General features: G+C 46.0%; 12 protein-coding genes. 8 read left to right on the top strand and 4 right to left on the bottom strand.

Annotation, left to right across the window (positions count from 1 at the left end; translation table 11 throughout):
* Together QUA38_RS22310 and QUA38_RS22305 are read right to left on the bottom strand one after the other, a co-directional pair.
* On the bottom strand, nt 1-109 hold a 109-nt coding region (locus tag QUA38_RS22310; protein ID WP_333165679.1), incomplete at its 3' end, for an IS1/IS1595 family N-terminal zinc-binding domain-containing protein.
* Between the two features lie 295 nt (nt 110-404).
* Nucleotides 405-527, bottom strand: a complete 123-nt coding sequence (locus QUA38_RS22305; protein WP_006633228.1) for a hypothetical protein — start codon at nt 525-527, stop codon at nt 405-407.
* A gap of 20 nt (nt 528-547) precedes the next feature.
* On the opposite strand from QUA38_RS22305, the gene QUA38_RS22300 reads away from it, so the two are divergent.
* A complete protein-coding gene (locus QUA38_RS22300; RefSeq protein WP_333165677.1) occupies nt 548-1,159 on the top strand; it encodes a DNA-3-methyladenine glycosylase in 612 nt (203 codons plus the stop codon).
* Between the two features lie 49 nt (nt 1,160-1,208).
* Nucleotides 1,209-1,508: a hypothetical protein gene (locus tag QUA38_RS22295; protein WP_333050161.1), complete on the top strand. Its 300-nt coding sequence runs from the start codon at nt 1,209-1,211 to the stop codon at nt 1,506-1,508.
* Nucleotides 1,509-1,651: 143 nt separating this feature from the next.
* On the opposite strand, the gene QUA38_RS22290 is transcribed toward QUA38_RS22295, so the two are convergent.
* Entirely contained in the window at nt 1,652-3,148 is a 1,497-nt protein-coding gene (locus tag QUA38_RS22290; RefSeq protein WP_333165675.1) for a glycosyl hydrolase family 57, read from the bottom strand.
* Nucleotides 3,149-3,328: 180 nt separating this feature from the next.
* Between QUA38_RS22290 and QUA38_RS22285 the strand changes: the two genes are divergently transcribed.
* The 6 genes from QUA38_RS22285 (at nt 3,329) to QUA38_RS22260 (ending at nt 11,549) form a co-directional block, all read left to right on the top strand.
* Entirely contained in the window at nt 3,329-4,057 is a 729-nt protein-coding gene (locus QUA38_RS22285; protein WP_333165672.1) for an AIM24 family protein, read from the top strand.
* 177 nt (nt 4,058-4,234) lie between these two features.
* Complete coding sequence (locus QUA38_RS22280; protein ID WP_333165669.1) at nt 4,235-5,038, top strand: DUF928 domain-containing protein; 804 nt, start codon at nt 4,235-4,237, stop codon at nt 5,036-5,038.
* 111 nt (nt 5,039-5,149) lie between these two features.
* The gene (locus tag QUA38_RS22275; RefSeq protein WP_333165667.1) at nt 5,150-8,677 is read left to right on the top strand and encodes a CHAT domain-containing protein; all 3,528 of its coding nucleotides are present in this window, start codon (nt 5,150-5,152) and stop codon (nt 8,675-8,677) included.
* A 277-nt stretch (nt 8,678-8,954) separates the two neighbouring features.
* The gene (locus QUA38_RS22270; protein WP_333165665.1) at nt 8,955-9,683 is read left to right on the top strand and encodes a response regulator transcription factor; all 729 of its coding nucleotides are present in this window, start codon (nt 8,955-8,957) and stop codon (nt 9,681-9,683) included.
* A 235-nt stretch (nt 9,684-9,918) separates the two neighbouring features.
* Nucleotides 9,919-10,647: a response regulator transcription factor gene (locus tag QUA38_RS22265; RefSeq protein ID WP_333165663.1), complete on the top strand. Its 729-nt coding sequence runs from the start codon at nt 9,919-9,921 to the stop codon at nt 10,645-10,647.
* Nucleotides 10,648-10,880: 233 nt separating this feature from the next.
* Nucleotides 10,881-11,549 (top strand): hypothetical protein, encoded by a 669-nt coding sequence (locus QUA38_RS22260; RefSeq protein WP_333165662.1) that lies wholly within the window; start codon nt 10,881-10,883, stop codon nt 11,547-11,549.
* A 483-nt stretch (nt 11,550-12,032) separates the two neighbouring features.
* Here the strand turns inward: QUA38_RS22260 and QUA38_RS22255 are convergent.
* Nucleotides 12,033-12,836, bottom strand: an 804-nt coding sequence (locus QUA38_RS22255; protein WP_333165660.1) for a CHASE2 domain-containing protein, incomplete at its 5' end; no start/stop codon positions are given.

The following is a 12,836-nucleotide window of genomic DNA, read 5'->3' as shown; positions in this document are numbered from 1 at the left end:
TCTCGACAAATTGCCGACCACACTCGTAACATTTGAATCTTTGTTTTCCCGTGTGAATATGACCGTTTTTCACGATTCGGGCAGAAGAGCAAACGGGACAATTCGGCATAGTTGACAAAAAACTTATCAAGGCTACTATCTTACCATCATTACTTCTTGGCCACTACCAAAATTCAGTAGTAGGTTTCAAAATGAAAGCAACGCATAGAGGAGCGACAATGCGTTTCAATCTCATGGGGTGCGCTGACTTCTCAAATGCTAGCTTGCAAGAAGCTCAAATGCCAAATGGCACAATTCATCCTTAGTAAGACTAGCAAATAATGTTTATATCTATTAAATCGAAAGAAAACCGCCGCCTGACAAACAGGCAGCGGTTTTTTAAGCAACTAACTGCACGCCTAAAATTAGTGAGCAGAACCGTTGCCGTGATACTTGTCAGTATCGTAGAACCCGTTTTTTGTGCCGAAGAACAGACAGCAAACGGTGAAAACTGCTGTCAAGACTGCTAAAACTAACTTAACGTCCATAATTTACCTGCTGTTGTTGAGTGAGTGCAAATACTCAGATTGTAGAATCTTTTTGGCTGGCGCGGCCATCTACCAGCGTAGCGCCAGATTTGCTGGGCTGTACTCTGGTGCGGCAATTTCCGGACGGCGAGACAATTAGGGGAATGATTGTCGAAACCGAAGCTTACGGCCCAGGAGATCCCGCTTGTCACGCTTATCGACAGCGCACTTCTCGCAATGAGGTGATGTTCGGGCCTCCGGGTATGAGCTACGTTTACTTAATCTACGGGATGTATCACTGTTTTAACGTGGTGACGGATGCAGAGGGAGTTGCTAGTGCTGTGCTGATTCGAGCGTTGCAGGTAGATGTGGTTCCCCAAGAATTCGCTGCAATTCCTGAGAAGAAGCGATCGCGCCTCGCCGCCGGGCCTGGGAAACTGTGTAAGGTGCTTGATATCGATCGAACTTTAAGCGGTTTTCCCTTGGGTGCAGGCCAACCGCTGCGGTTGGAACACCGGAGCGAGCACTTTCAGCAAGCTGTGGAGGAGGGTACAATAAATTTTGTGCAAACTACGCGGATCGGGATTTCTCAAGGAATTGATTTGCCTTGGCGGTGGTATGTAGGGAACTCTACCGCTGTGTCACAACTCTAGTAATGTCAAAGGTATCAGTGTAAATTTTGTCGCTTATCTTAGTGAAATTATGGCTTACTCTTCTGAAAATCCGATCGTACAACTCAAAAAATGCCTGACGCTGGCTCAGGATGTTGGTAGTCACACCGAAGCCAACCGGGCTTTCCAGCAATTGTGTGGGATTATCGATGCTGAAAACCCAATGGCGGCGCAACTTTTGGAGATGCTGTGGGAAGAGGCAATTATGGCGAGGCGATCGGCTTTATTTTGGCAGCAAATGAGCGATGTGGAGAAAGATATGGCTAATAGAATGATGGAAAATATGACGCAGATGCGGCAAAACTATTTGCGGCTGATGCAGGAAATGTAGACAGTAATTGGTAAATTCGTGTTTTTAGTGAGGACTTTAGTCCTCTCTTTATCAATAAAGTTTTCTAGATGTAGGGTGTCTCAGCGCTGATATTTGAAGAGGCTCAAGCAGTTTGTTTCCGAGGCACCCTACAATAAATTCTGCTACTTCATTAAAGCAGCGCCACGGTTGTAAAGTTCGCGCGCGTAATCAGTCCAAGTTCCCTGTCCCCAATAGCGGAAACAGCTTGTTTGCACCAACAAATTGTAAAGCAAAGCTTGTTGGTATTCAAACTGCTTGGTAACGGTGGCATCTTGGTGCACTAGCGGGTCGTATTTTTTGTGAAATGCAGCGCTGAGTAGATTCATCGGTTCCAAGACATTTTCGTAGCCTTTCACCCAACTCAAATCGTTAGTCCAAGAAGCACCATCCATGTGAAAATTATGGTCGGTTTGCTTGAGTTGGGCGATCGCACTTTCCACTTTTTCCGGCGTCGCATTATCAGGATCGACTAGGTGCCAGATTTTGTGCTGGTTAACCCCTTGACAAATCGGATAATCATCAGGATTAACACCCGCCGCTTCAATTATCTCCAAATATTCAGTGCCGTTTAAACCAACAACACCGGATTTTCCGCCGCCTTGTTCGCGGTTTTCGTGCCAAGCTTTGACAAAGGCGCTGGGGAATTCATTCATCATCACGCCGCCATTTTCGCCGTCGGCAATCTGAGTAACTAAAGAAGGAACTGTGACATTGCCAATTTGCTGTTTATTGCGTCCTTTTGCTTCGTAATACGGCTGCATTTGACCCACCAATTTCGTATCTGATCCTTGGGTTTTAATGAAAGCAGTGATGCTAATTGTTTCGCCGCGAGAATTGCGGGCAACTAAACGGTTGGGAATATATTTTTGGTCTTGCGACAATCCCGAACCGTCGGGATTTTCTACCGAATGTTCTTGCACCATCAGCCAGCGATAGCCGCATTCTTTCAAAGCTTTGATGTATTCGTAAAGTGTATCAGGGTGATTGGGAAAGTGCATTTCTGGAGGCGAAAAACCTTTAACGCGCTTCAGGGCATCCAAGCCAAAAATTGCCGCAAAATGATGTTGCCATGCTTGAATTTGGAGTTTGATGTCGGGAATGGGAGTTGAAGGAATGACGGCGTGACTCCACATTGTCCCCAGCCATTCTACGTGGGGTTGATATTGAGGATCGCAGGTAATCCGCTTGAGATTATCAAAGATATCGTCGCGTCCCATTTGGCGCAATCCCCACAATAAGTTGCCCGAATAGTCGAGCATAATTCGCGGGTTGCAGCCTTCGGCAATCAGTTGGGGAATGAATTCTCCCATGCGGGAATAGCACCAAGCAAACACTCCGGCGTTGTGGTTATCTCCTTGGTTGGGATGTTCAAACATATTCTGGAGATTGCAGATTAGTTCGCCGTTTGCACCGGCAGGAATGGTGGGTTGGTGCATATGCAAGGCGCAGGCGAATCCGGCTTGAATATTTTCCAGGCGCAGATTTGTGGTAGGTAGAAAGATTGGTTCGTTGCTATTGGCTGCGGCATTAATTTCTGCTTCGGAGCCGCAAATATTGGGTAATCCTGAGTTGATTTCTTGTAAAATGGGTAAATTGGGAGATTGTGCGATCGCCGGCATAAATTTTTCTCAACAATTGTGGAGGGGCGCTGTCTGCTATTGCTAAGATAGCTAGATACTTTAACAGTAGCAGAGGATGTCTGCAAAAGATAAATTTGACAAGATAAGTCCGGGAGCGCGGCAGCTCCTAATCTTGGGTAAAATGTTTAACACATTTCACGTCAATAGGCGAGGTCAATTATGAAATACGAAATCAAGCTTTTGGAACCAACGGATTTGTGGTACGTCCAAAATAACATCAATAAAGAAACAAACAAGTTTTACCATCCCACTAAAAATATTCCGTTGGTTCAGCAAGCGGAAATTAACTTGAACAATTCGGGAGTGATAGTTCAAAAAGGTGCGCTGCATTGGTGTATGGGGAAATTGACTTCCGGTGTTTATAAAACGGATAATCGTTTAAAAGATATGTGGGTATCTTTGACAACGGAAATGGACTACAACGCTCCCGTATATCAAGGGACTGGTACGGTGAAGCTCGAACCGAGACAAAAAGGGCATTTCCTGCATTATACGCCGATCGACCTTTCGGATGCAGAGCAGTGGGAGTTTGATGATGGTGTATTTCAGTTTTGTTCGGACAATGTAGTTATCGGTGCTAAAAAACTGAAATTCCGACAAGTGGCTGCTTCTAATGACGGTAGGTGGAGAATTGCTGTTACAGCTTTGCGCGAACAAAAAGCTACTGTTGTAGCAGCTACAAATTCACCGGCTAAGGTTGTCGAACTCAGACAAGGTGAAACTTTGATAGCTGATTGCGATTTGGTTAAAGGATTTACCAAGGGGATTGAAGAAGATTATCGAAAATTAGGTCATTTTGGCAAAGGCGGTGGAGAGGGTTATGTTTGGTATTATCAGGGGAAAGGTAAATTATTAGTATGTGAAAATGATGCGATGGGTTTGGGTTGAGTTGTTTCATTTTTAAGGTAGAGGTTGCTGGAGCCAGTTTCGCGGAATTTTATTAGGGAAATATACTAAAAAATTTACGCGAAACTATAGACGCTAGCATAAAAAATCTGGCAAGATTATTTTCAGGGTGCAGTTGAATCGAACTGAGATTTTATACCTCTACTTGGCGGATATTTTATGAATGTCACAAAACTGCTCCTACAGCAGGCGGCGCTTAATGTGCTTGTTGCTTTAACAATGGTTCAACCTGGATTGGCAGCGATGCTGGCTGATTCATCGGGGGAACCGAATTTGCTGCCACAGGTACTCGCATACGATCCGCCCGCGCGCGGAGCACCGGGCGATCGCAAAGACGCAGGCAGCCGCGATCCTCACAACTTTTTAGCTTTGATTCCCGCTACAAATTTTGGGTTGACAGCGATCGCACATCCGACTTTTTGGCTATACTTGCCGGCTTCATTGCCGGATGATATTCCCTTTGAGTTTGTGCTGCGTGACGAACACCAAGAAGTAGTTTTCCGAACAGTTTTTGAGCTCGAAAAAGGAGCGGGAATTGCGAGTTTTTCCTTGCCGCCCAATTCACCTCCTCTGGAAACTGGCAAGAAGTATCAATGGTGCTTTTTGTACGGGAATATCTCCCGCCACGGGTGGGTGGAGCGGGTGGAAATGAAACCAGAAATTTTGGTTCAGCTAGAAACAGCATCTCTAAGGGAGCGCGTTTTGCTGTTGGCTAAACACGGTTTGTGGTACGAAACTCTCACAGAATTAGTTGCACTGCGCGGCAAACTGTTGAGCCAATTACAGGCAGCTACTTTAGAGGAGAGGCTGCTAATTTATGCTGAAAATGATTTGCGGTATGAAGCGCTAGCAGAGCTATCTGGATTTGAGAAAATATCTTCTCTGGCGACTTTGGATGCTGACTGGGAGGCTTTATTGCAGCATCCGTTTGTGCGCCTGCACGGGATAGTTTCACCACCGTAACAGGCATCTTGCCTGTTCCACAAAGAGTAAGTTTTTTTGTGGCCTTTTTATTAGCCCGCCCATCAGGAACAGGCAAGATGCCTGTTCCACAAAAATTAAGTCAACTAAGCCATGAAACACTCAATATTAAGCGTCTATAACACTTTCAATACAGAGCCGATCGCCCATTGGTCATTTGAAGCAGGCAACATAGCGAGCGATTGCCCCGAACTCCCTCCGGCACGCAGGGCGGTTTCATTTTCGGTAAGGGCAATCCCCCCGTGGTTGCCCCCATGTCTGAAACGCCTGTGCAATCGTCTGGGGGTGGGGGCGGGTACGGGGGCACCGCCCCTACAAAAGCCTGATTTTCGTGAGAATGAAACCGCCCTGCCTCCGGCACGCCTAATTGACAGCGTTCGCCGTTATATTGAGTATTCGAGTGATTCGGAATCCTATATCCATGTCTACAAAGAGTCCCTAACACATCATACCGATGGAACTATCACAAACGGGCCGCAGGAAAGTTTGCTGCTGAGCGGAGGTTACGTTACTTTCCCAGTTACTCCTTTACTGGATATAGGCAAAGAAGACTTTTCTATTTGTGCGTGGATTCGCACGGAATATGTCGAAGCTCTTAAGGAGCGGATTAAAAACTACGACCCTTGCGGTATTGTCCCGATTATCGATCAGCGGATTAAAAACTCCGGCCCTTTGCGGGGCTGGTCTTTCTTTATTGATAGAGGCAGAATTAACCTTCAAATAGCAGATGAGAGGATTTCGGTAAACTATTATGACGACCGCCAAGAAAAAGATCTTCCGTCTTTGCCAGTTGTCAACGATAGCGAATGGCATCACGTTGCGGTTGTTGTGGATTGCGATCGAGCGGATGGAGGGCGCTGGTATGTCGATGGCAAGGAAGTAGGTTTCCGGTTCAACCCAACATATCAACAGGGTTCTATCAGCAATAGTATCCCCTTAACTATTGGTGGCCAATCAGACGATTTTGAGAACACCTTTGAGAACACCTTTCAAGGCAATATAGGAGATGTTCGGCTCTACAAACAGGCGCTATCGGCAGCAGATGTGCTGTTGATTTACCGATCGATTCAGTTTCCTGTTAGTAAGGAAATTAGGGTAACTCGTCGATATAGTGAAATCCTAAGTAAGATCAGAGAACCAAAACTCAAGTACGCACCTTATGAAATTAGGAAAATTAGGAGAATTGTAGAAAGGCGCCGACCACTACCCTCCGCACCTTCCTTCTTAGATAGTGCTAAAAGTTCCCTGGACACCTACTCGCAGACGCTCGTATACTATCAGCAGTCGCTAAATATTCATAGAGACACTGGCAACCGCTACGGAGAAGCGAACTCTCTGAACAATATAGGCAATTTTTACCGTTTGCGGGGGGAATACTCGCAAGCAATTGACTATCACCAGCAGTCGCTAAATATTCAGCGAGACATTGGCAACCGCAGTGGGGAAGCTGATTCTTTAAATGCTTTAGGCAATATTTATGATGCTTTGGGGGAATATTTGCAAGCAATTGAGTGCCACCAGCAATGCCTAAATATTCAGGGAGAAATCCGCAATCCTCACGGAGAAGCTAGTTCCTGGCGCGATTTGGGGAGTGCATATTATTCCCTGGGCGAATACCAGCGGGCGAGCGAGTGCCAGCAGGAGTCCCTAGATATGGCGCGAAAAATCAACTCTCAGCATAGAGAAGCGAACTCCTTGACCGCTTTGGGCCTGACATACATTTCCCTAGGGCAACATCAACAGGCGATCGAATGCTCTCAAGAGTCCCTGACTCTGGCGCAGAAAATCAACAACCGTTATGGGGAAGCCTATTCGTTGGTTACTCTGGGCAATGCTTACAGTAATTTGGGTAGTTACTTGCGGGCGATCGAATACTACCAGCAGTCTTTAGATATTCAGCAGGAAATCGGCGATCTCTCTGGGCAAGCGACTTCCTGGCGAAATCTGGGCAATGCTTACCGCTGTTTGGGGCAATGCCAGCGGGCGATCGAATATAGCCAGCATAGTTTAGAAATCGCGCGCGAGATCGGCGAAATGGCGTCTAAAGGGGCAACTCTCAACAATTTAGGACTCGCTTTATTTGACTTTGGCAAGTTTGCAGAAGCTGAAACATTCCTCCGCGACGCGATTCAAATTTGGGAGTCACTTCGGGGAAGATTGGGCAATCACGATAACTTTAAAGTATCTATTTTTGAAACCCAAGCAGCAACTTACCGCCACCTAGAAAAAGCCCTGATCGCCCAGCCAAAAACCGAACAGGCGCTGGAAATTTCCGAGCGGGGGCGGGCGCGGGCTTTTGTGGAGTTACTGACTGCGAGGCTATCTGCTAATTCAGATGCGATACCCAATATTAAGCCGCCTACGATAGAGCAAATTAAACAAATTGCTAAAGCACAAAATGCAACTTTTGTGGAATATTCGATTTCTTTTTTAGAAGAACTTTTTATTTGGGTAATTCAGCCGACGGGTGAAATTGCATTTCGCCAAGTTGACCTCAACTATCAACATACTCTGCTCAAAGACTTGGTTTCTGACTCTCGCGAGGCGATCGGCATCAGGAATCGCGACTTCAATCCTACTCTAAAAATTGACCCAGGCGATTTAGTTAAACTCCACGACGATGCCCCTAATTGGGAACCTTGGCAAGTCATATCTGTTGATGAAACTCACAGCATTCTCTCGCTCTGGCAATCCTCTTTGCCCGCAGGATTGACTATTCCCCGGCCTGCAATTGATGTAACAGCAAAAGTGCAATCAAGCCGCACAAATCACCCGCGCTTGCAAAAACTCCATCAACTGCTAATCGAACCGATTGCTGATTTATTGCCGACAGATCCAGAAGCTCGAATTATCTTTATTCCTCAAGGCGAAGTATTTTTCGTTCCTTTTCCGGCCCTGCAAGATGCTGCGGGGAAATTCTTAATTGAAAAACATACTATTCTAACTGCTCCTTCGATTCAAATTCTGGAATTAACCAGCCAAAAACGACAAGAGATTTCTGATTTAGTTGGGGACATTTTAGTAGTAGGAAATCCGACTATGCCCGAAGTTTCTCTTGTAGCGGGAAAACCCCCACAGCAGTTAAGCGATCTGCCTCATTCAGAAACCGAAGCCAAGGCGATCGCCCAATTATTCCAAACCCAAGCCCTGACGGGCAAATCCGCTACCAAAGCCGCCGTACTTGAGCGGTTGTCAGACGCCCGCATCGTCCATTTGGCCACCCACGGATTGCTCGATAACATTCGCGGGCTCGGCAGCGCGATCGCCCTTGCACCCGATCGCACCGATAGCGGTTTGCTGACTGCTGAGGAAATTTTGAACCTGCACCTCAACGCGGATTTGGTAGTTTTGAGTGCGTGCAATACCGGCATGGGGCGGATTACCGGCGACGGGGTTATCGGTTTGTCTCGCGCTTTAATTTCGGCTGGTACGCCCAGTGTCATTGTGTCTTTGTGGGCGGTGCCAGATGCTCCTACAGCCGATTTGATGGTGAAATTTTATCAAAATCTCGATCGAACAGGCAACAAAGCTCAAGCCCTGCGAAACGCCATGCTGGAGACAATGCAGCAGCATCCCAATCCCAGAGATTGGGCGGCTTTCACACTGATCGGCGAAACATAATTGGTTAAATTTTGTAAAAAATTGCCAAAACAGCGAAAAAATTAGTTTTTTCGCTGAAAGCTCCACAGAAACTCGATCGCGCCAGGAGCGATAAGTCATGTGTCGATTTAATTTCTTCATAAAAGTCACGCTTGCGATCGCAATCGGGGCAACCACGGGGGGATTGCCCCTACTGCACAAACTTTAGTTCACTCACAGCGGACTAAACAATAAAGAGTGTTTTCATACACTTGCTCGCTTTCCTAACTTTGCACCCTTAACAATAAAGTCAAAAATTATGACAATATCTGCCGATCGAAAAGCCAAAATTCTGGTTGTAGAGGACGACGCCCCCATTCGCACTCTCATCTACCGCTTTCTGAATCAAACATATCAAGTACAATTTGCCGCCGACGGCCAAACTGCTCTCGAAATTTTTGAAGAATTTAACCCAGTCCTGGTGATTTTGGATTGGAATTTACCCGATATTAGCGGCTATAAACTTTGCCAAGAAATGCAGAAGCGCACTAATGTTTTAGTCGCGATTCTCAGCAGCCGCACCGCCCAAGAAGATCGAATTAAAATCATGAAAGCAGGTGCCGATGATTTTATGTGCAAACCGTTCTGTCTTGAAGAATTGGCAGTTAGAGTAGAAGTCTTGTTGAGGCGGGCGAGATCCGTCAATCCGCCCAACCTTGTCTTCGGCCAATTAGCGATCGATTTACTGAGTAGGGAGGTGAGATTGAAGGAGCAACTTCTAACCCTGACAGCCTTAGAATTTGAAATCTTGTGTTTTTTGGCCTCTCATTCGGGTAAAGCTTGCAGCCGCCAACAGCTAATCGAAAAAGTTTGGGGGTGGAAATCCAATTATGCAGCAGAAGAGCGAGTGGTGGACGTGCATATCGGCCAAATTCGCAGGAAAATGGCTAAAGTTGATGCCGCTGTTCCGAATTTTATTCAAACTGTTCGGGGATACGGTTACACTTTCGCTCCGATCGCTCGCAGGGACAGGGTAATTGCTAATTGAATCATCATCATAATTACGACTGGTTCCTAGGTAGAGCGTGGGAACCAGTTAATTCGCTCTTGTCCCACCTCGTACTCCCATTTAAAAATGGAGTAGGGGTTGAGTAGGGGGCAAGCTAAGGGGGCATCTACAGGTAAAGAAAACACGCCCTATAGGGAATCGAGGGGCTAATCAAAAGACAGCCTACTTACTCAATTTCCTAAAGTTTGAACCATTAACAAGAGAGCCAAAAATTATGACGATATCTACCGAACAAAATTCCAAAATTCGGGTTGTACAGAATGACGCCCCCGTCGGCAATTTTATCTACGGCTGTCTGAATCAGACATATCAAGTACAATCTGCCACAGACGGAAAAACAGCTTTAGAAATCTTTGAGGAATTCAACCCAGTCCTCGTAATTATGGATGGGAATTTGCCGGATAATATCGGCGTTAAACTTTGCCAAGAAATTCAGAAACGGAAGAATGTTTTTTTAGTCGTGATTTTCAGCAGCAGTTCAGGCGAAGAAGATCGAATTAACATCATAAAAGCAGGTGTTGATGATTTTATCGACCAACCGTTCAGTCTTGAGGACTTGGCAGTTAGAATAGAAATCTTGTTGAGGGAGATGAAAACTGTCACTCCGCGCAATCTTGTCTTCCGTGAACTAGGGATCGATTTAATGAGTAGGGAGGTGAGATTGAAAGAGAAAACTTTAGCTCTGACGGCCTTAGAATTTCAACTCTTGTATTTTTTGGCAACTTATCCAGGTAAAGCCTGGAGCCGCCAACAGCTAATCGAAAAAGTTTGGGGATGGAAATGCAATGACCCACGAGACGAGCAAGTGGCGGACGTGTATATCCGTATGATTCGCAGGAAACTGGCTAAAGTCGATTCGGCTGTTCCGAATTTTATTCAAACTACTCACGGAGACGGTTACACTTTCGCTCCGATCGATCGCAATAACAAGGTAAGTAGGTAAGCGGGATTAAACACAGCTATGTAACTGTATGTAAACAGGGCTAACTTAGCCACGCTTAGGGCATTTGAATACTTTACAGCCGTTTACATAATTGTGTTTTACAGCGCCTACCTACTTAGCCTCATTTTTGGAATAAAAGGGTGAGATAAATGAAAATAATCCAGCAAACAGCAAGTGAATTAATAATTCAGACTCAAAGCATATTTGATTTTTGGCTCCCTAGTTGTTTATTCATGGCAGTTGGACTGATATCGCTGACTTTTGACTATCATGCAGCCACCCTGAGCTGCCAGCGATTGCAGGCAAAACAAGGAAATTGTCAGATTGTGCGATCGAATTTACTGGGGTCGAACATCAAAGAAATTGAGCTTGGTTCTTTGCAGGGAGCTAAAGTTGAAAGATGCGGCTATAAAACCAGAGTTGTACTTTTGACTTCTGTTGGCAATGTTCCTTTCACTGCTAACTCCACTAATTGGGGAACCCAAGACGCTGTGGCTTCTGAAATCAATTTTTATGTTAAAAATGCCAAAGATCGATTGCTGCGCTTAAGCCAATACGATCACTGGTTGGGATGGACAGGAGGCATATTTTTGCTTGCAGGAATCGCAGTGATCGTCTTGAGAAATAATGAAACTTACAGCTTCGATGAAACTTTAAATACCTTGACTGTTAAACAGCGGGGTTTGTTGGCACGTAAAGTAATGGAATACTCTCTGTGCGAAATTTATGGCGTGGAAGTCGATCGAACAAAAGATCGGGATCATGACATTTGGTACGAAGTTAGACTGTTAGTTTGTGGAGGCTCTCGCATCTCCCTACCCCGCACGATGAACCCATACCAGCAAGCAAAAATCGCTAAAGCGATTAACAACTATCTGCACCAGCAAAATAACCAAAAATAGCCGATCGCGATCGGGATCATCTCAAGGAAAGCAGCCAAGCTAGAAATTGGAGTTGGGAGCCAGGAGCTAGGAGGAAAGAGTCAGAAGGAAGGAGCCAGAAGAAGTGTTTTTACAAATATGAGATGCTTCCTCGCGATCAACCCGATTTCTCAAAATTGCGGAGTTACGCAGAAACCGGGTTTTTCACCAAAATCTCTTCTAAGTAAGTCGGCGCCAAAAAACGCCCCTATGTAAACGAGGGCAAAGTTTCCAAATGCTCTCTACTGGCTAACTTAAACCTGTTTACATAGTGTTATATTATTCGGTTTAATCTTGCCTACCTACTTAGTTTCTAATTGAATAGCCTGGGGAGCGTGAAGCATTTGGGCATAAAATCCAAGGTGGGAAACATGAATTGTCGCCCAAATGCTCCACCCCTACATCTTTCCAACGGCTGGAGATTATTTGTTGGCGATGTCATCTAACGATTGCCAATTGATATTGTCATTTCGGCCGAAAAGTAAAAACGATCGCAATTAAACCCGCTTCTACCATTGCCAAAGCTGAGGGTACCAAAGGCACCCACCAGCCCCCGATTAGCAAAAACCAGCAAACCCCGCACAAAATCCCCACAGATGCGATCGCCCCCGACACCGCGTGCAGCCTGCGTCGGCTGACAATCGCAATCGCGCTACCAACTGCTGCACAACCCACAATCCAGAGCATTTGAGCCCATTCAGGAGCAATTTGCAGCAGCGGGCGCCGATCCAAAACAGCGCTGATAATTTGACTCGACATTTGCGCTTGAATTAATACCCCCGGCATTTTCTGGGAAGGCGATTCTCCCGCACTGTAGGGCGTCAAAAAATAATCGGGATTGGAAATCGGAGCCGTCACGCCAATAAAGATAATTCGGTCTTTTATCCAATTGGGATTGACTTTTCCTTCTAACAGTTCGGCCAGCATGACTCGGCGAATAAAATTTTTGGGTTGTCGGTAATTGAGCATCATTTGAAAACCGCGATCGTCCAAGTTTTGATAAGCACCTGTACTGCCGTGAATCGGTGCAAAAACTGCATTACCCAGCCTTATCTTATCTCTGGGAAGAGGTTCCGGTTTGATGCCTTTGGCTGCTAGGTAATGGAGGGCAGCCCTCGCGCTCAAAGAGTGCTCTGTAGTACAAGGATCGCTGCTGTGCGGCTGCATAAACAGCAAGTGGCGGCGGAGAATACCGTCGGCATCTGCCACCACATCGCTGAACCCGAGGCGCTCTTTTGGCAGTGCGGGCGGCGGTTTGATGCCGCATTT

This window comes from Microcoleus sp. Pol12B4, assembly GCF_036701385.1.
Lineage (GTDB): Bacteria > Cyanobacteriota > Cyanobacteriia > Cyanobacteriales > Microcoleaceae > Microcoleus.
The sequence above is the reverse complement of the archived record's forward strand: the minus strand, read 5'-3'. Positions and strand labels throughout refer to the sequence as shown.

Bases quoted from the DNA above. Each gene is read 5' to 3' on its own strand.
- QUA38_RS22305 (WP_006633228.1), bottom strand. From the start codon at position 527: ATGGACGTTAAGTTAGTTTTAGCAGTCTTGACAGCAGTTTTCACCGTT.
- QUA38_RS22295 (WP_333050161.1), top strand. From the start codon at position 1,209: ATGGCTTACTCTTCTGAAAATCCGATCGTACAACTCAAAAAATGCCTG.
- QUA38_RS22290 (WP_333165675.1), bottom strand. From the start codon at position 3,148: ATGCCGGCGATCGCACAATCTCCCAATTTACCCATTTTACAAGAAATC.
- QUA38_RS22285 (WP_333165672.1), top strand. From the start codon at position 3,329: ATGAAATACGAAATCAAGCTTTTGGAACCAACGGATTTGTGGTACGTC.
- QUA38_RS22280 (WP_333165669.1), top strand. From the start codon at position 4,235: ATGAATGTCACAAAACTGCTCCTACAGCAGGCGGCGCTTAATGTGCTT.
- QUA38_RS22275 (WP_333165667.1), top strand. From the start codon at position 5,150: ATGAAACACTCAATATTAAGCGTCTATAACACTTTCAATACAGAGCCG.
- QUA38_RS22270 (WP_333165665.1), top strand. From the start codon at position 8,955: ATGACAATATCTGCCGATCGAAAAGCCAAAATTCTGGTTGTAGAGGAC.
- QUA38_RS22265 (WP_333165663.1), top strand. From the start codon at position 9,919: ATGACGATATCTACCGAACAAAATTCCAAAATTCGGGTTGTACAGAAT.
- QUA38_RS22260 (WP_333165662.1), top strand. From the start codon at position 10,881: ATGGCAGTTGGACTGATATCGCTGACTTTTGACTATCATGCAGCCACC.